This window comes from Allobosea lathyri (assembly GCF_900108245.1).
In the GTDB taxonomy this organism is placed as follows: domain Bacteria; phylum Pseudomonadota; class Alphaproteobacteria; order Rhizobiales; family Beijerinckiaceae; genus Allobosea; species Allobosea lathyri.
Genome location: NZ_FNUY01000014.1, coordinates 40,275 through 59,378 on the forward strand (window position 1 = coordinate 40,275; position 19,104 = coordinate 59,378).

A 19,104-nucleotide genomic window follows, 5' to 3' on the forward strand; every position below is an offset into this window, starting at 1 on the left:
ACCCTGCAGCCAATCGTACCCCATTCATGCGAGTGTTAGATTGGAAGTCATCTAAACTATTGATATTGAAAGATATTTTTCATTCGCGTATGGCCTGATGCGTCGGTGCAATCGAGATTGATTGCGAGGCGAGTGGCTCCTTGCTGGGTCGCGCACGTTTGGGAACATGCGATGATCGCAAGCCTTGTTCGGGATCTGCATCGCCAGCAGGAAAGCAGGCTTCGCCGCTTCTTCATGCGTCGCCTGCGCAACGCGGCCGATGCCGCCGACGCGACGCAGGAGACCTTCCTGCGGCTGCTCTGCGTTCAGCAGAAGACGGTTATCGAGAACCCGCAGGCCTATCTCTTCCAGATCGCAAAATCCGTCGCCAGCAGGGCTGCGCAGGAGCGCGCTGCGAATGCGGCGCTCTTCTCAGCGGAGGCGGATGGTGGCGATTTGGCGACTGACGCTCCAGACCAGGAGAGGATCGTCTACGGACGTCAGGCCCTGCTGCTGATGGCGAAGGCCATCGAAGAGTTGCCGCCGCGCTGCCAGGAGGTCTTCATTCTCAGCCGTTTGCACGGCTTGGCGAATGGCGAGATCGCTGTTGCGCTCGGCATCTCCCGCAACATGGTCGAGAAGCACATCATTCGCGCATTACTGCACTGCAGGGCGGTACGCGCCGAAATTTTCGTCTAAAGAGTCCTGAAACGTCAGGAGTTGCGCCTGTCACTGCTCTTCACGAAGGAGCGACAAGAGCAGCCCGTTCATGAGCGGCAGGAATGTTTGAACGACCATGACAGGCAAGTCCCCGACGAACGTCGACGGTCATGTCCTGGAGGAGGCGGCAGGCTGGGTCGCACGCCTGCAGTCTCGCGACGCGACCGATAGCGACCGGCACGATTTCCAGAATTGGCTCGCGCGCGATCCGGCTCACAGGACGGCCTATGACGAGTTGCGCCAGCTCTGGGGCGAATTGAGGGAAGTGCCACTCGGTTCGGAGCGGTTCAAGGCGAAGACGAGGCGTGTTGCCCTCGGCAATCTCCTGACCCTGATCGTCGTTTTCGGGCTATCCTTCGCTCTCTACCGCTTGGGCCTGATCGACCGTTTCCGCGCTGATCACTACACGGTCGTCGGCGAAGTCCGCAGCGTCGCGCTCGACGACGGCACACGCGTCGACCTGAACACGGACAGCGCCATTGCCGTTTTCTATTCCGCCGGCGAGCGCCGGATCGAGCTCCTGCGTGGTGAGGCTTTCTTCGATGTGGCGAAGAACCCGGCCAGACCTTTCATCGTCGCAGAGGGCTCCTGGCGAGCCACAGCACTGGGGACGCGCTATGGCGTGCGAGCCGCAGGTCCCTCGGAAGGCGACGTCCGGGTCGAAGAGGGGCGCGTCGAGGTCTCGAATGGTGGGGACCGGGTCGTTCTCGGTGCCGGCGAGGCCGTCAGCCTGAGCGGCGCAAAGCGTTTGTCGGTCACGCAGACGGATGTCGCCAATGAGACCGCCTGGCGCTCCGGCAAGCTCGTCTTCTCCGGCCGCCCTTTGCGCGAGGTGCTGACGGCGCTCGAGCGCTACCGTCTTGGACGGATCGTGGTGCTCGACGAAGGCGCTGCCAATCAGACGGTTTCCGGCATTTTCGACCTGAGGGATACCGATCAGGCGCTCGACGTGCTCGAGAGCAGCCTTCCGCTCAGCGTGCACAGGCTGAGCAGCATGATCGTGGTCGTGCGTTCGCGATAGCTCCAGCGCCGGACATTTTTTCGAGCATCGACGTCAGGAGGTGAGCCGTTTTCCGACTCTCATCAAGCAGGGACACGCGAAGTGCCCCGCATTGGCGAGAGGCGTGGGGGTCGGGATGGAATTTGTGGTTGATCGTATGGCAGGCCGGCGCCGCGCGTTGCTTGCGGTCCTGGCGGGCGTTTCGCTGATCGCCTGCAGCACGGCGCTACAAGCACAGGCGCCGGCGACGCAGCGCGCCGCGGCGGCCGTCAACGTCTCCGTTCCAGCGGGATCGCTTGAAAGCGGTATGCTCAGCCTCGGACGGCAGCTCAATCTGCACCTGCTCTATCCCAGCTCGCTGACACGCGCGAAGCGCACACCGGGCGTCAGCGGAGCGCTCTCTCCGGCTGCAGCGGTCTCTGCGCTGCTGGTCGGCACGGGGCTGGGCCATCGCTTCACAGGGGCCAATACGGTTCAGATCTTCGACCCGGCAGCGCCCGCCACAACGGGAGCGAGCGGGCCGGCCGGCGCGATTGCGCTCGACACCATCGAGGTGCAGGGACAGAACCTGACGGCGACGTTGCAGAACGACGGCCTCGCGAAAGACGGCTATCGTGTCAGCACGATCTCGTCGCTCGGTCCCTTGGGGCCGGTAGCGCTCAAGGACACGCCGTTTTCCGTCAGCGTCGCGCCGCGCGAATTGATTCAGAACATCCAGGCGCAGTCCCCGGACGACGTCTTCAAGGTCAATCCCTATACGCGCACGCAGACGCCGCAAGCCTCCGGCTGGGCTCCGATGGTGAACATGCGCGGCTTCACGACCTACGACACCGCAGAGGACGGGCTGCGCCGTTCCTACAGCCACGCGACGAGCCTGGAGGACAAGGAGCGCGTCGAGGTCATGACCGGCCTGTCGGGCTTTCTCTATGGCGCGGCCGCGCCGGCCGGCATGATCAACTATGTCTACAAGCGGCCGACCTTCGAGCGTCTGAACAGCGTCACGCTCGGCACCTACGGCGCCGGCCAGGCCTATGTTCACGGCGATTTCGGCGGGCGCATCGACGATGCCGGCACTGCGGGTTATCGCCTCAACGTGGTCAAGCAGGGGGGCGGAACCGCTGTCGATGACCAGAAGATCGACCGCCTGCTCGTCAGCGGTGCACTCGACTGGAAGATCACCGACAGGCTCAAGCTTGAGTTCAACGCGTCGCACAGCAAGTACGACATGGACGTGCCCTCTTCATACTGGTTCTTCCGCGCCGGCGTGCCGCATGGCCGCGCGCCCGATGCGAGCAAAAACTGGAGCCAGCCCTGGATCCGGGACGAGATCGAGAAGACGCGGATCGCGGCCCGTCTGACCTATGAGCTCAACGACAACATAACTCTGCGGGCCGGCTATGCCCGGGAATGGCTCGACCGCCCGGTGCAGGACCACACCATGAACTCGGTCCGGACTCCAGGAAAGTACTACCAGGTCGCGATCCGCTCCGGGCAGACGAAGAACGAGTTCGATGCGGTCCAGGCCTTCGCCGATGTCAAGTTCGACATGTTCTCGATCCGGCATAAGCTGACATTCGGCTATCACATGTATTCGGATATGGGCTGGGGCACTCCCTACAGTCCGAATACCGGCTATGTCGGCCCCTTCCCGATGACGCGCCCGCTGCATGTGCGGGAGCCGGCATTCCCTCTCAACACCACCTCGCCCTACAAATCCGGCTATGTCCGCAACCACAACGTCGTCATCGGCGACCAGATCGAGTTCAACGACCAGTGGTCCGCGCTGGCCGGCGTCACCTACAGCCGCATCAACACCCACTCGCTCGGCCAGAACGGCCTCAGGGCGCAGCCGGACTACAATCAGGGCCGCTGGTCGCCTTCGGCCTCGCTGCTGTTCAAGCCCGCCCCCTGGCTGACGCTCTACGGCAGTTATATCGAAGGTCTTGAACAGGGCGGCGTCGCGCCGGACACATCGATCAACTACGGCACCGTCATGGCCCCGATGGTCAGCCGGCAATACGAGGTCGGCGCCAAGGCCCAGCTCGGCGGGGTCCTCGTGACCACGGCGCTGTTCGATATCGAGAAGGCCTACGAATTCGAGGATCTGACCCGGCTCTATACGCAGGACGGACGCCAGCGGCACCGCGGCTTCGAGTTTACCGCGACCGGCAAGGTCACCGAGGACCTGACCGTCATTGGCGGCCTGACACTGCTCGACGCCAAGGTCGAGGGCGGCACCTATGACGGCAAGACGCCGATGAATGTCGCCCGGGTGCTGGCCAAGCTCTATGCCGAATACGAGTTGCCCTGGATGCGTAGCCTGTTTCTGACGGGCGGCGTCTATCACACGGGCCGTCAATGGGCGAACAACCTCAATGACGATCGGCTGAAATCCTATACCACGCTCGATCTCGGCCTGCGCTACGCCACGCAGGTTTACGGAAAACCTCTCACGCTGCGTGCAAACGTCAGCAATGTGACCGACAAGAATTATTGGCAGAACAGCTACTATCTTGGCGCGCCGAGAACGGTGGCGGTCTCGGCTCAGATCACGTTCTGATGCGGCCTCGGCCAGGCCTCCTGTCCCGGCGAGCCCTGCTCGCCGGGCTAGCTTTCGCAGCCGCGCCAGCTTTTGCAGGCGCGGATGTGCCGGGCCCGCGCGTGGCCGTGCTTGACTGGGTCAGCGGGCAGAATCTGCTGGCGCTCGGCATCGCTCCGGTCGCGATGCCGGAGCTGGAACGCTATGCACGCCTCGTCGTCGAGCCGGCCGTGCCAACGCAGATGCACGAGCTCGGCCTGCGCTCGGAGCCCAATCTGGAACTGGTCGACCGGCTGAAGCCCGACCTCGTCCTGCTAGCCCCCGAGCTGGAGCCGCTACGTGAGCGCGTCGCCCGGATCGCTCCGGTCGAGAGCTTCGATCCGAACGGCTTCGGCCGGGTTGATCTGCTCGACCACGCTCGGCGGGCTTCAAAAGCGCTCGCTGTCCGGCTCGATGCGGACCAGGCCTTCGAAGCCCTTGCCCGCTCGGTCGACGATACCCTCTCCATGGCGGCGGAACGACTTCACGCCTATGACGGGCGCCCGCTCTATGTCGCGACGATCATCGACGGGCGCCGCCTTCTCGTCTTCGGCCGCAACAGCCTGTTCCAGACGGTGCTCGACAGGTTCGGCATCGAGAATGCCTGGATTGGGGCTACCTCGCGCTTCGGCCATGTCACTCTGACCGCGGACAGGCTGGCGCAGCGGCCGGAAGCCCGCCTGCTCTGCGTCGGCGACAGCAGTCGTGCTTCGATCGGTGCCTTGCTCGCTTCCCCCGTGGTCACGAGCCTCTCCTTCGTCCGCGAGCGGCGGATCGCGCTGATTCCCGATGTGCTGTTCTACGGCGGTCTGCCGCCTGCGCGGCGCTTCGCCCGCCTCGTCTCGCACGCGCTGGTGCCGGGGGCTGGCTGATGCGGCTCTCCACGCCGTTTTGGCCAGCGTTCGCGCTGGCGGTTGTCGCCGCTCTCGCAGCGCTGCGCAACATCGCCGCCCTGCTGCCGGCCGGAACGGGCCTTGCCGCCGTACTCGTTCCCGATCCGGGCATCACCAGCGAGATGCTGCTGCACTATACGGTCCTGCCGCGGATCGCCGTTGCGCTGATGGCGGGCGGCGCGCTCGGCCTGTCGGGCACCATCCTGCAGCGCATTCTGCGCAACCCGCTGGCCGAGCCGGCGACGCTCGGCATCTCGTCTGGCGCCTATCTCGCGATGGCCGTCGCGACGCTGTGGTTTCCCGCTGTGCTGGCGCAGCGCGAATGGGTCGCCTTCACTGGCGCCGGCGCGGCGCTTGCCGTCATTCTCGCGCTGTCCTGGCGGCGCGGGCTTTCGCCGGTCACGGTGACGCTCGCCGGCATGATCGTCAGCCTCTATTGCGGTGCGGTCAGCGCGGTTCTGACGCTGTTCAACCATGATTTCCTGATCGGGCTTTTCCTCTGGGGCGCGGGTCATCTCGACCAGCAGGATTGGGGGGATGCCCGCTTCCTCGCGCCGCGAATTCTCGTCACCACCGGCATCGCTCTCCTGCTCCTGCGCCCGCTGACGCTGCTGGTCCTCAATGATGAGAGCGCGCGCAGCCTGGGTCTGCCCCTGGCGGCCTATCGGCTCGCCGCCCTGGTCGCCGCCGCCGCGCTCACCGCGACGGTTACGGCTGCCATCGGCATCATCGGCTTCGTCGGCCTCGCCGCGCCGACGCTGGCGCGAGCTTGTGGCGCTCGGCAAACCGGGCCTCTCCTGCTCTGGTCGGGCGTCATCGGGGCGCTCCTTCTGCTGGCGACCGACCAGCTCGTGCTCGGCCTGCCAGTCACCTATCGCCTGTTCCCGACGGGGGCGATCACCGCATTGCTCGGCGCCCCTCTGCTTTTCCTGCTGATCCGCAGACTCAAGCTGTTGGCGCTCCCGGAACCCGTCGAAGCCGCCTCGATCTTCCGGCTCGACCATCCGCTCGCCGTCATCATGCTGCTGGCGCTGCTCGTACCGGTAGCGGCCTGGCTGGCGACGGCTCTCGGACAGGGGCCGGAGGGTTGGGCCTTCGCCATGGGCGACGACTATGCGCATCTGCTGGGCTGGCGCGGGCCGCGCGTTCTCGCCGCCTTCGCGGGCGGGGCCATGCTGGCGCTGGCGGGGGCGGTTCTCCAGCGGATGAGTGGCAATCCGATGGCCTCGCCGGAAGTGCTCGGCGTGTCGTCAGGCGCGATGCTCGGCATCGTCGCCCTGCTCCTCTCCGCGCCGGCCCCGACGCGGACCGGCCAGATCCTGGCCGGCTCCGGCGGGGCCATGGCCGTGCTGCTGGTCATGCTCGCCCTGTCGAGGCGCCCGGGCTTCAGCGGCGAAAGGCTTCTGCTGATCGGCATAACCCTCGGCTCCGTCTCGGGCTTCGTCATGGCCGTGCTGATGGCGGCGCAGGACCCGCGTCTCGGCCAGGTCCTCGCTTGGATGTCGGGCTCGACCTATGCAGTGCGACCGGCCGAGGCCGTGGCGAGCATCGCACTTACGCTTGCCGCCCTGCTGCTTGTGCCCATGCTGCGGCGCTGGCTCGACCTTCTGCCCCTGGGGTCGACGGCGGCGAGAGCGGCTGGTGTCTCGCTGACGCTGTCCCGCGGCGTTCTCTACGGGCTCGCGGCCATCCTGACCGCAGCGGCCACCATCCTGGTGGGACCGCTGAGCTTCGCCGGGCTGATGGGGCCGCACCTGGCACGCCTTGCCGGCTTTCAGCGCGCGGGCACGCATCTCGTAGCCTCGGCTCTGAGCGGCGGGCTTATCCTGCTCGTGGCCGATTGGCTCGGGCGCAACCTGATCTTCCCATTCCAGGTCCCGGCCGGCCTGTTCGCCACCGTCGTCGGCGGACCTTTTCTTCTCGTCCTGATCGCGAGGGGCCGATGAGCGCGGCAGATGATGGCTTCCGCTGGATGCGGGTTATCGATTCACAGAGGATCGCGCCGCGCATGCAGCGCCTGCGCCTCGCGGGCGGCGATTTGCATCGCTTCGACACCGACGCCAACCTGCATGTCAGGCTCCATGTACCGGTTTCGCAGGAGGCGAAGCTGTTGCGATCTGCACCTGCAGGCGACGGACGCTCGCTAGAGGTTCCCGCCTTCGCGGCAGTGGCGACCCGCTACTATACGATCCGGCGGATCGATGCCGCCGCTGGATGGGTCGATATCGACTTTGTGCTTCACGAAACGCCCGGCCCCGCCGGGGATTTTGCTCGCCTCGCCGGTATTGGCGATGTCTGCGGCATGTCCGGCCCATGCGGGCTCGGGGTCAAGCCGGCACGCCATTACCTGCTCGCCGGCGACGAAACCGCGCTGCCCGCGATCGCACGGATCGCGGAAACGCTGTCTGGCACCGCGACAGGCGAGATCATGCTCGAGGTGGACGGGCCGGAAGACAGGCTGCCGCTGACGATCCCCGAGGGCATGGCCTGCCGATGGTTTTTCCGGCGCGGCGCCGCAATGCCGAGCGAGCAGCGCTTCATCGCTGAAGTCACGAATGCGGTGCGCGCGATAGCAGCTGGGCCGGATCACTTCGTCTGGATCGCCGCGGAGTTCGCGGCTTACGAAGCGCTGCGTACGCCTTTGAAGGCGATCGCCAAACCGCGCAGCATCAACGTGCCCTATTGGAGAGCGGGATAGGATGAGCCGGCAGCAGTTCGCCCTCTCTTGTTTCCGCGATCGCACTGAAAGGTTCCGTCGATGACGCCGTGGCGCAGGACGACCTTTGCCGTGCCCGATGAGGCGTCGCCGGAGAGTTTCGGTGCCGGGCCCGTCTCCGCCGCAAGCCCGCCCCTCTTCGCGCTGGATGCTGTCTCCTTCGCCGTTCCGGGACGGGTGCTTCTGGAGCCGCTGACACTGACCTTGCCGGCGCGGCGTGTCGTTGGGCTGATCGGCCATAACGGCTCGGGCAAGTCGACCCTGCTGAAGATCCTCGCGCGCCAGCACCCTGCCAGTGCCGGTCTGGTACGCTTCGAGGGCAGGGCGCTCGGGGCCTGGGGCGACCGTGCATTCGCCCGCAAGGTCGCCTATCTGCCTCAGCAGACACCGCCGGCCTCGGGCATGCTGGTCAGGGAACTCGTCGCACTTGGACGCTATCCCTGGCACGGTGCTCTCGGCCGCTTCGGCAGGACCGATCAAGCCAAGGTCACCGAGGCGATGTCGCTGACCGATGTCGAGGTGTTCGCCGACCGGCTCGTGGACACCCTGTCAGGCGGCGAGCGCCAGCGCGTCTGGCTCGCGATGCTGGTCGCCCAGGATGCCGAGTGCCTGTTGCTGGATGAACCGATTTCGGCGCTCGACGTTTCTCATCAGGTCGAAGTCCTGTCTCTGGTGCATCGGCTCGCCAGCGAGCGCGGGCTCGGCGTGGTCGTGGTTCTGCACGACGTCAACATGGCGGCCCGCTTCTGCGACGAGATCATCGCGCTGCATTCGGGGCGGTTGATCGCTCGCGGCACCCCCGACGACCTGATGACGCCCGAGCGGCTTGAAGCTGTCTACGGCGTCAGCATGGGCGTGATTCCGCACCCGGATACGGCGCGTCCGCTCGCGTTCGTCCGATGAAGAGCCGGTCTCCGACAATGCCGCTTTAACAGACTGGCCAATCTCGCAAATTCCGAGCCGGGAGATTCGCCGCCCTCCCGAGACATGAGCATTATCTCGCGGTTCAGCAGAGCTGCGCGTACTATCTACGCGGTGAGAAAGACGTGAGGGTCCGTCCGCTCGCATCGCATCGGCCAGCACACGCTTGAGCTTGGCGTTCTCATCCTCCGGCGTCCGAAGGCGCCGGGCCTCGAACACGTCCATCCCACCAAGCTTCGCGTTCCACTTGTAGATTCCAGCGAAGCTCGGAAGGCAAAAACAAAAATCAGATACCGGCCAAGACCATTTCATATTCCAGCGATATGGGATCGCGTTGATCCTCGGGCAAAGCCAGATAGCGAGCCAGAAGAGCGGGTTTGGCTTCGCCTGGAGTGCTGCTCACTGCCGACTGGAATGATGGCAGCGCTTCCCGCAAACGGGCTTTGCGGTCGTCGAAGAAATATTTCAGAGCGGTTTTGACAACTTGAGAGTCCTGGTGGGCACTCCAGCGCTGTTTGAAGGCTACTAGCCACCCAGCCCCATACTGAAGGCCGACAGGGTCGCGCGGTGAAGCGAATGCGCGGGCGAGTTCTTGGCCGACGGCCTCTTTTTGCTTCTCGTCACGATGCGTGTTCCAGGCGGCCTGTAGGGGATCACGGACCGGCGCCGACAAGAGGACGAAGAGCTTCACTGCCTCAAGCGCGTCCATGTCATGAAGGCCTTCGGCGCTGGCGGGCAATGCCTTCGCCTTGGCGAACATCGGCTCGAACGCTTCCGCAGCCGCCGCGCCTTCCGGAACCGCGAGCCGCGCAAGAGCCTTCTGCCTGGCTTCCTCGTTCAGATGCACGGTGGCAGGCGATGAGAACAGACGAAGCGAGCGCAGGCTGTCCAGCTTGACCCAGGTCGCTTCGTTCTCAATTCTGCGCTGTTCGTCTTCGACAATGCGCTCGGCGCTCTTCGACAGAATGTCCTTGATCGATGCGTTGATCTCGGCCTTTTGCGACGGGATCATCGTGATCGATGCGCTGTCGAATCGCACCCTGGCGGATGCAAGGTGGATTATGGCCTCTGAAAGGTCGTTCATGCGCGTCGCTTCAAGGCGTGCGACGTTGAGTTGATTCAAGGCAACGCGCGTCAGGCCGACATTTTTCACAATGAAGGTGGTCGCGGACCAGTCAAAGCCATCGGGTTGAACAACGTTCCTGTCAATATTCGTTGCAAGGAAGGCCATCCGCGGCTTTGTCAGCGGGTCTTTGGAACATTCCCGGATCGTGTTGGAAATGTCCGAGCCGACACTCGTTCCGCGTGCGGCTTCGATGGTTCGACCAAACACCGGTACGAACTCAGGATCGATGAAAAGGATCGAAGTATCGATTCGCTGGTTTCGCTGAACCGATGCCGGATATTCCTTGTCCGCTCGCGCGCCCCACTTGATCAACGCGTCGCAGCGCGCTCCAATATCACGCGCGGCATAAAATGTTCCGCCGTTCGCAGGAAGACGGACCGAGGGCATTTCCGGACTTCCCAGGGGATCGGGCCGCGCGCCCTTCAGCTCAGTGCACGGCTCGCCGCTGATAGTACCCTCGATGCCGCTTGCAGTCTGGCGGAGCACGAGGTTGGCGATGGAAGAATCCCCACCTCCTCCGGAAACAGCGGCAAACCGATAGCTTTTGTCCTCTTCCGAATACTCGCCGACCAATCTCGTCCAGATGGAACCGCCGCCTGCATTGCCGGCGACGGCCTGTGTGATCAGCGCGGCTACCCGTCCAGCCCGATTGGCGGCCATAAGACTTTGATCGACGCGTTGCGATCCGGATTGCGCGATTTCAGGAACCGTCCCAAACCGCATGAATAGCTGGCGATTGCCTCCGCGCGTGCATTTCAGTTCGCCGTCCCATTGCCCGAAGATGCCGTTCGCGGGCGTCCCGCTCGCCTGTGCGCCACCGGCCGCACCCGTCAGGCTTGCTTGAACCGCGCCAAGACCGACGCTCTGCGGCAGTTGCCGCTTCGGCACGGTTTCAGGGGTGCGCGTAAGCGGTAGTTCACCACTACAGGGAGCCGAGCGAAAGACGGGTCGATTTTCGCTACCTTCTCGCAGAGTAAGGCTCTTGAACGGATGATCTTGTTCGCCAGAGAGAACCGATGTCGCCTCGAAGCCACGTCGATTCGTACCCAGCTCGACGGCGCCAGCTCCATTGAGCGGCTTTCCGGATGGCTTGGTTGATCGGAGATCCGCACGCCAACTATATTCTATGCGGGTTTTGGCCCCTTCGGTTGCCACCGGCACGACCATTTTTATGTCGTAGATGCGTTGCCAGCATCTGGTCGATCCGGTCCACGTTCCCGATGCCCAAGCCGCGTCATTCGGCCCGACGGGGAGCTCGCGCGGACCACTGGCAAGCTCCGTTTCCGTCGCTACAAGGAGCGGCGACTGCTGGAGGGGCTGTTGCGGAGGGGCCGCCAACGCAGTTCCATCAGTGAGAACACCGCTAGCCACGGCACCAGCGCCCACTGCCCCGGCGGCGCCAACCAGAGCCGTCATCTGCGCGGGATGGAGCTTCCCCGTGGCGGGCAGGCCGTTGTCTCGCTGATAGGCGGAGATCGCCGCGCGGGTTTTTGGGCCTGACTTTCCATTGGGAGTCCCGACATCATATCCTCGCGCGACAAGCGCTTTCTGGACGGCCTCCATGTCGACGCCTTGCGCGGCCGGCGCACGTTGCTGCACCGGGCGACTGGCCCGGCGCGGCATTGGCTCAGCGCGGGCACGTGGCTGGGACAGGAGCAGGCCCAGGACGCCAAGCCCGGCAGCAATACCAAGGGCTGGGCCCACGCGACGGGGCTGCGCCTGGGCGGAAGGAGCGACGAGTGTCGCGACTAGGGCTGCAGAAATGAGCAGGACGACAGGTTTGCCGACGTTGGGCATCATGATTCCCGCACGCAAGAACGGATGGATTGAGCGACTTCGAGCTTTTTCGAGGCGACCTTCACGACGGCCGAGAACTGCTGGCCCATCGCCTCCCAGTCGTCCTCACTGAGATCGTTGGACTTCAGCTTCCCAAAGAGGCATCCGCAGAAGGAAGAGGAATCGTATTTGACGGAACAGAGCTGCCGAGCCTGGGCGGTTGCCTTCTCGATCTTCCGCTTCCTGAGCGTTACGGCCGGGTCCTCGATGCCGTGCTGATTGCGAAAGGCAGGGCTCATCAGCGTGGCGAAGACAACCTGGTCGGCTTGTTTTGGGTTGGTGCCGGTCTTCGCTTGCATCAGCCGTTCGATCACGCCGACGAAGGTGACGTATTCAGTCGTGCGACAGCCGAGCCGCGAGGCGATGGTCACACCGTCAGCCTCGCCTTCCGCCACCCTGGGCGCATCCGCAGTGAGGGACTTCGCGAAGGCATTGATATCCCCGCTCTTATGCATCTGCGCGAGGTTCATCAGAAACTGCATGCCCTTTTGCATGCCGACCTCTGCCACATCCCGACCTGGCCCGAGCCCCGGTTCGACATATCCCATGGCGTTGAGGCTCGCCGAATCCGTGTGCGGCCCGCATACCCCAGCCATGCCGGCATAGACCGAGAATATGTACCGCCGCACATCCCGGAAGTCCGGCAGGCTCCCCGCATTGTTCGCCAGCAGCGCGGCAACGACACCGGGCAAATTGAGACCGCTCAGCACCGGAGATTGCTCGGGCGCTGCGACCTGAGGCAAAGCCTCTATCGTGGCCGGCTTCTGCACCACGGCGGGCGCCTCTGGCTGAGACGCGGTCGCCGGCTGAGATGAAGACGGCAATGGCGGCAAGGGGGCTGCCTTCAGCACGCTGGTGCTGGGGCTCGATGGCGCCGGTGGAAGCGGAAGGGACACCTGGGCGCCTGCCCATGTCGAGACGGAAACGAGTATAGCCACGCTGGTAGCCAGAACTATCTTCATGGCGGGTCTCATGTTTCCTTGAATTCTGCCAGAAAGCTGTCGATCGAGGAGAATACGTGTTTGGCAATGACGCCATCGCATCCATGCCGCTTCAGAAAAAGACGTGCATCGTGCTCGCCGACAGCCGAAAAAATGCCCACCGAGGTTTGTGCGTCGGTTTCGCCGGACCACCCTCCGCCATACCGAAACGTGTAGAGTGCAACGATGCGCGTGGGTGCGATCACTTCGTCGCATTCACCGACCAGTTTCTGAACGAGCGAAAAGACATAAGCGCGGGTCAGCCATTTTCGATTTGATTCTCTGGCAATCGTCGCGATTGCCGAAAAATCCCGGCTGTAGAGCTGCGCCATGATCCCGATAGCGTACATGTCCGGCAGAAAATTGAGCTGGCTGACGAGTTCGGCTGCTCGCTCAAACCCGCCATCGCGTGCTTTGCCATAGGCTTCGCGAGCCTTCTCATAGTCAATTGGCTGGCCATGCCCGAACTGGAGCGCGTCGCCAAGATAAGCCCAGCCAGCCGCGTGACCGGCTTGCGCAGATTTCCGAAACTCGGTCGCTGCTTCAGTTTTCTTGCCTGCCGCTAGCAAAGCACGGCCAAGCTGGAAGGAGAAGCGCGGATCCTTGCTATCTTCCTTGATGGCCTGCTCGCACGCACGGACCGCCAAGCGCGGCACAATCCGGTCATCCGACACCCCTTCAGCCATGCGCTTGGGGTCGGAGGGATGAGCGGCCAGGATGTCGCATTCCTTGACGAGATCGAGAAGGTCGGCGTCCTCAGCTTTGACCTCGGCACCTAGCCCAAACACAATGGCCAACGCCATGCACGCATGAGTCGCATGGCGCAAATGAAACGACATCCGGCAAGACCCTTTCCCCAGCGTTTATTGCCTGTCAGATTAGAAGTAACTGGTGGTGCGATACAAGAGGGGGTTGCAATGACAAGGGCATGGCGGCGCGTTGTTTCTGCTCTTTGTATCGCGCTGATGACCGTGCAGCAGGCAACAGCCTTCGCGAGCCCGCACGGCGCAGCAGCTCGCGCCGTGGTGAGCCACGCCGGCGACGCAGATATTCACCTGACGCAAGGGCGCGGCAACAGCTATACGCCACCGCCAGCCTATCGAGCGCCTTCCTACAGCCCCCCGGCCTATAGAGCGCCCACACCGGCTCCGGCCTTCCGGCAGCCAACAGTACCAACTTATCGCCCCGCCCAGCCGGTTCAGCGCCCGGCGACAACGCAACCGCGCATTGCTCCCGTTGCGCCGTCCGGTCCGTCTCCCTATGCGCGCCCGTTCGTCCCGCCGCTTCGTGCCGGAAATCCCGTCGCGGGACCAAATTCCCGTTTCGGAATCGGAGCTGTACAGGTCGGCGCTCGCTCAACGGGAGGCTACATCTCTCGCTTCGGGGCGTCCTCAGCGCTGACCGCGCCCGCGTTAGCGATACGGCGGAATGCAAATGTCACGAATGTGGTGGCATCAAGGATCGCCTCTGTTGGCATCGCAGGGCGCACGACGTCCGCCTTCAACCGAGCAGCAAGCGCAAGCCCGACAGCGGCGTCATCTCAGGCAGCGCGCCGCATCGCTGCGATTGGCGCAGGCGCTGCGGCGGTCGCGCTCGTTGCCCGCGCGCCAACGAAAGCCGCGAACGACAACAGCTACTCTTCCAATGGCGGTGGGGGCTCAAAGCCCCCACCCAACGCCAAATCGCCGCCGAGGGCGCAACCCGAGTACCTGGTTCTGGCAACCGGCAACCGCACACTGGTCGGTCAGTTTCTGGGGAGCGGGAATCCTCGCGGTAATTTGGGCGGTGGAACTGTGGGGTTGCGGCAAAGACAAGAATTTCTGAGCCAAACTGCAGTTCATAAAAGCATGAAGCTCCTTCAGGAGCGCATCGCTGGCATGAAACATTTAGTAGCGAATGATAAGGAGCATACAGCCTCTAAGACATCCCAATCTGACGATTGGCATTTACTAAGTGGAATGCTTCGAACCGCGGCGGCAGGCAAGGGCGACCACACCGTGGGTTTTGCCAAACGAGAGCAGGCGAAGGCGGCTGGAGAAGCATGGGTAGGGCCTAACGCCAAGACTGCCAGCGACGGGCGCACATTGGTGAGCGAAGATGGATTGCGGCAATTTCGCCCTCCGTCCGGAAAGCCGCGCGCTGGCTTGCTTGCCCCTACTAGAATTCAGGCTAATTTGCAAAGTCGATCGCGAATAAACGATAGTTGGACCAACAATGCCCACATAGACATCGCTGATTGAAATGAAGCATGAAGTAAGATACATAAATTACCCTGATATTCGTCTAGATAATTTCTACAAATACAACAATTATTCTATTTACATATATATGTATGTCTGGGCGTAAGCGTAATTCGCCGACCGAAGCGACAAGGTCTGGTGGGATCGGCTAGGTTCTGTCCGGGGCGAACCCGAGCTGTTCCGCCGAAATGTTGACATTCGAAATGTCCAGCTTGCAAGTTCGGGGGTGCCCTTAACGCTAAGGCCGTGAGCCTGACTGGCCGGCGTGACATTGGTTGGAGGTTTTGTGGGGAACGCTTTTCCGAATGGCACAGTCCATGAGGCACGTGAGGACTTTCAAGCAGCCGTGCGTTCAGATCCAAAGGTCTTTGCGCTTTGGGAGAACCTGACGCCGCTTGGTCGAAACGAGTTCATCTGCTGGGTCGATGACGCGAAGCAGCCAGCGACGCGTCAACGCCGGATCGAGCGAACTTGTGAGGAAATTTTGGAAGGAAAAAAGCGGCCATGCTGTTGGGCGGGTTGTATTCACCGTGCCGACAAAGCGCCAAGCCGGTGGCAGCAGGCCGTCCTGATTGATAAGAAGGGGAAGAGCGGCCCATAAGCCGGTCAACAAGCGGACACTCGATTGCGTCGTTGCCGGGCGAAAGCGGCCGGGTCGCATTTCACCAGGACCGGTCGTTCCCAAAGCAGTGCAAGACCTCGAGCGAGGGCGGGCCCGGCGCCTAAAGCCATTATCGCCAAGGTCTGCTTCCAGGGAAACGCCAACGGCAGCTGCTGGCGCAATGACCACAACAAGAAAGGGGGCGCTGCCGCCTGGAGGCATCAAAACTATCCGTTCTTGGTCAATCACATCGGTCGTATCTGTGATCTCTGTGATACCGGAGCCCGATAAAAGCCATGATGCGACAGCGACGGCGTTCCGATCAGTATTGATCGACACCCGCGCAATCAGCGGTAAGGTCGGCGGGCATGATCTTCTTTGAATCGATCCTCGCCATCATGTTCGGGGCCGTGATCCTCGCTGCAGCAGCGCGGCGGGCGGGAATCCCCTATCCCGTGGTGCTCGCCATCGGCGGGACGGCCCTTGCCTTCATCCCCCATGCGCCGCGCATAGCGCTCGATCCGGAGCTGGTGCTGGCCCTGTTTGTCGCGCCGATCCTGCTTGATGCGGCCTTCGACAGCTCCCCGCGCGATCTACGCCGGAACTGGCTGCCGGTGGGTAGCCTGGTCTTCGTCGCGGTCGGCGTCACGACGGTCGTCGTCGCCATCGTGGCGCGGTGGTTCGTGCCTGACCTGCCCTGGGCTGCCGCGATCGCGCTTGGTGCGATCGTCGCGCCGCCCGACGCTGTCGCGGCTACGGCGATCCTGAGAAAGGTGCGGCCACCGCATCGTATCGTCGTGATCCTCGAGGGTGAGAGCCTGCTGAACGACGCGACCGCGCTGCTGATCTACCGCCTCGCGCTGGGAGCGGTCGCGGCCGGCAGTTTCAGCGTGACGAGTGCGCTGCCAGCCTTTGCGCTCGTCACGTTCGGCAGTCTCGTCCTCGGCGCTCTCCTCGGCCTGGTTGCAGTGCGGCTGCTCGCGCTGTTCCGGGACCCGCCGAGCGCCATCATCCTGCAATTCATCTCGACCTTCGGTGTCTGGATCCTGGCTGAGCGGCTGCATCTATCGGGGATCATCACCATCGTCGTCTATGGCATCACCCTTGCCAGGACGGCGCCGGAACGGACCAGCGCGCGGTTGCGCATCCCATCCTATGCGGTCTGGGAAACCACCGTCTTCGTGCTCCAGGTGCTGGCCTTCGTGCTCGTCGGCCTGCAATTGCGGCCCATCCTCGACAGCCTCGATGCGGCGCAGCGCGTCCAATATACCTGGATCGCGCTCGCGGTCCTCGCAACCGTCATTCTGGTGCGGCTGACCTGGGTGATGACCTACAGGGCGCTGGCCGCCCTGCGCCCCGGCGGCGCCGCCAACGCGAGCGAAAAAGCGGCATCGCTGCAGACCGCAAAGGGCAGCGTGATCGTCGCCTGGAGCGGGATGCGCGGCATCGTCACACTCGCCGCCGCCTACGCCCTTCCCGCCGACTTTCCCTACCGGGACATGATCCTCGTCTGTGCCTTCACGGTCGTGGTCGGCACACTCCTGATCCAAGGGCTGACTTTGGCGCCGCTGCTGCGCTATCTCGCCATCAGCGACGACCGCCCGGTCGACCGCGAGTTCGCCATCGCGCGCAAGGCCGCGCTGGAGGCCGCGATCGGATCCCTCGAAGGCGCGCTGCCGCCGGCAGCTGTGGCGATCCGGCAAGAGTATCGCGACATGCTGGAGCAGACCGGGCGCAACGCGCGGCTCGACACCGACCATAACGCCCTGCGGCGGACGGCCATCGCGGCGGCGCGCCGCACCGCCTTCGATCTGAGGCAGCGCGGAATCGTCGGCGATGACGCTTTCCACCGGCTCGAGGAGGAACTCGACTGGCTGGAACTGGGGGCCGCGCCACGGGAGGGGACGGCATGAAGACGCTCGACGTCGCCATCGTAGGAGCCGGCGCGGCCGGGGTTGCGGCGGGCCGGCTCCTCGCGGCGTCCGGGCTCGACGTGCTGCTGATCGAGGCGACCGACAGGATCGGCGGCCGGGCTCATACCGCCGTCAGTGACGGCCTGCACTTCGATCTCGGCTGCGGCTGGCTGCATTCGGCGGACCGGAACCCCTGGGCTTCGCTGGCGCCGGAGCTCGGCTTCCATGTCGATCGCACTACGCCGCCATGGCGCAGCCAGTTTCGCGATCTCGGATTTCCCGCCGCCGAGCAGCGCGCGGCCAGTGCAGCCTTCGGGCGTTTCGAGCAGCGCCTGCGTGAGACGCCTCTCGCCAGCGACCGCGCCTCGGACCTGCTGGAGCCTGGTGACCGCTGGACACCCTATCTCGAAGCCCTCAGCGGCTACATCAACGGCACCGAACTGGAGCATCTCTCGGTTCGCGACTATCTCGCCTATGCCGATGCGGAGACCGGCGTGAACTGGCGCGTCGTCGAGGGCTACGGCACGCTCGTGGCCGCCGCGGCCAGGGGCGTCCCGGTCACGCTCGACACGCCGGTCTCGACGATCGACGCATCGCGCCGGGCACTGCGGCTGACCACACCGAGGGGCACGCTCGATGCCACGAGCGTCATCGTTACGATCCCGACGGATGTCCTTGCATCCGGCGCGCTGCGTCTGCCCCCACGGGCCGTGGATCACATCGATGCCGCCACGCGGCTTCCGCTTGGTCTGGCGGACAAGATCATCTTCAGGCTCGCGGATTGCGAGGGATTCGAGCCCGATACCCAGGTGCTTGGTAATCCGCATTCGGTGCGAACTGCGAGCTATCATCTACGGCCTTTCGGCCGTCCACTGATCGAAGGCTTCGTGGGGGGCGCGGCCGCGCGCGAATTTGAAGCCGACGGCGACGCAATGGCCGCCTTCGCGCTTGATGAGCTGGCCGGGCTTTTCGGCTCGGGGATCAGGAACCGGCTGACGCCGATCGCCCAATCGCGCTGGGGCCGCCTGCCTTTCTCGCAGGGCTCTTACAGCCATGCCCTTCCAGGCCATGCCGACGCCCGCGCGGTCCTCGCCAGCGATATCGACGGGCGGATCTACTTCGCCGGCGAGGCCTGCTCGGCGCTCGATTTCTCGACCGCGCACGGAGCCTATCAGACCGGGCTTTCCTCCGCACAGGGCATTCTGCAAAATCGCGGCATCGCTTTCGCTGGCGCAAAGTTCAAATCTTGATTTGACCTCACGTGAGACAGAGCGGCTCAGCGTGAGCAAGGACTGTGCGGTTTCGAGTTCGTCAATGAGTGCATTCTCGGTGATCTCCAGCAGGATACGCGAAAAGGGAAATCGGGTTCGTTGAACAACCGCCTCGATTTGGGACGGAAGTGCGACGTCCCGAAATTGAAGCGGTGAAATATTGAAGGCGAGCTGGAATGTGCACCCCACTGAAGCGCCAGATTCAGCCAAGTGAACCTCCAAGACGAACGAGGGGCGTGGCGAATTCGCGTGATCGGTGCTAACGAAAGAGATTATCCGGTTTGACCGAGTTTGATGCAGCTGAATCCGCTTCTTCACGCTGAACTCGTT

General features: G+C 63.7%; 13 protein-coding genes and 1 pseudogene. 10 read left to right on the forward strand and 4 right to left on the reverse strand.

Annotated elements, in window-relative coordinates; translation table 11 throughout:
- Window positions 1–171 precede the first annotated feature (171 nt).
- From C4S73_RS24495 to C4S73_RS24525, 7 genes are all read left to right on the forward strand, one after another.
- Window positions 172–678 (forward strand): RNA polymerase sigma factor, encoded by a 507-nt coding sequence (locus C4S73_RS24495; protein WP_103875216.1) that lies wholly within the window; start codon window positions 172–174, stop codon window positions 676–678.
- Window positions 679–775: 97 nt separating this feature from the next.
- Window positions 776–1,720: a FecR family protein gene (locus tag C4S73_RS24500; protein ID WP_103875217.1), complete on the forward strand. Its 945-nt coding sequence runs from the start codon at window positions 776–778 to the stop codon at window positions 1,718–1,720.
- A 124-nt stretch (window positions 1,721–1,844) separates the two neighbouring features.
- On the forward strand, window positions 1,845–4,259 hold the full coding sequence (locus tag C4S73_RS24505) for a TonB-dependent receptor (RefSeq protein WP_244595765.1): 2,415 nt from the start codon (window positions 1,845–1,847) through the stop codon (window positions 4,257–4,259).
- Window positions 4,259–5,149: an ABC transporter substrate-binding protein gene (locus C4S73_RS24510; protein WP_103875219.1), complete on the forward strand. Its 891-nt coding sequence runs from the start codon at window positions 4,259–4,261 to the stop codon at window positions 5,147–5,149. The genes C4S73_RS24505 and C4S73_RS24510 overlap by 1 nt, the downstream gene beginning before the upstream one ends.
- Window positions 5,149–7,116, forward strand: coding sequence for a Fe(3+)-hydroxamate ABC transporter permease FhuB (fhuB, locus tag C4S73_RS24515; RefSeq protein WP_103875220.1), 1,968 nt, complete (start codon window positions 5,149–5,151; stop codon window positions 7,114–7,116). The genes C4S73_RS24510 and fhuB overlap by 1 nt, the downstream gene beginning before the upstream one ends.
- A 26-nt stretch (window positions 7,117–7,142) precedes the next feature.
- A complete protein-coding gene (locus C4S73_RS24520; protein ID WP_280177620.1) occupies window positions 7,143–7,868 on the forward strand; it encodes a siderophore-interacting protein in 726 nt (241 codons plus the stop codon).
- A gap of 60 nt (window positions 7,869–7,928) precedes the next feature.
- Window positions 7,929–8,789, forward strand: a complete 861-nt coding sequence (locus C4S73_RS24525; protein WP_103875222.1) for an ATP-binding cassette domain-containing protein — start codon at window positions 7,929–7,931, stop codon at window positions 8,787–8,789.
- A 162-nt stretch (window positions 8,790–8,951) separates the two neighbouring features.
- Here C4S73_RS24525 and C4S73_RS29010 read toward each other — a convergent pair.
- The 4 genes and pseudogenes from C4S73_RS29010 to C4S73_RS24545 all read right to left on the reverse strand — a co-directional run.
- Window positions 8,952–9,074: pseudogene (locus C4S73_RS29010) on the reverse strand (transposase); the annotation flags it as partial.
- A 19-nt stretch (window positions 9,075–9,093) separates the two neighbouring features.
- Window positions 9,094–11,730, reverse strand: coding sequence for a peptidoglycan-binding domain-containing protein (locus C4S73_RS24535; RefSeq protein ID WP_244595766.1), 2,637 nt, complete (start codon window positions 11,728–11,730; stop codon window positions 9,094–9,096).
- Entirely contained in the window at window positions 11,730–12,542 is an 813-nt protein-coding gene (locus tag C4S73_RS24540; protein WP_146071487.1) for a hypothetical protein, read from the reverse strand. Before C4S73_RS24540 ends, C4S73_RS24535 begins: the two co-directional genes overlap by 1 nt.
- 197 nt (window positions 12,543–12,739) lie before the next feature.
- On the reverse strand, window positions 12,740–13,588 hold the full coding sequence (locus C4S73_RS24545; RefSeq protein ID WP_146071488.1) for an SEL1-like repeat protein: 849 nt from the start codon (window positions 13,586–13,588) through the stop codon (window positions 12,740–12,742).
- Between the two features lie 1,747 nt (window positions 13,589–15,335).
- On the opposite strand from C4S73_RS24545, the gene C4S73_RS24550 reads away from it, so the two are divergent.
- The 3 genes from C4S73_RS24550 (at window position 15,336) to C4S73_RS24560 (ending at window position 18,753) form a co-directional block, all read left to right on the forward strand.
- Window positions 15,336–15,590 (forward strand): YdeI/OmpD-associated family protein, encoded by a 255-nt coding sequence (locus tag C4S73_RS24550; protein WP_244595775.1) that lies wholly within the window; start codon window positions 15,336–15,338, stop codon window positions 15,588–15,590.
- Between the two features lie 368 nt (window positions 15,591–15,958).
- A complete protein-coding gene (locus C4S73_RS24555; protein ID WP_103875227.1) occupies window positions 15,959–17,503 on the forward strand; it encodes a cation:proton antiporter in 1,545 nt (514 codons plus the stop codon).
- Entirely contained in the window at window positions 17,500–18,753 is a 1,254-nt protein-coding gene (locus C4S73_RS24560) for a flavin monoamine oxidase family protein (RefSeq protein WP_103875228.1), read from the forward strand. The genes C4S73_RS24555 and C4S73_RS24560 overlap by 4 nt, the downstream gene beginning before the upstream one ends.
- Window positions 18,754–19,104: the final 351 nt, after the last annotated feature.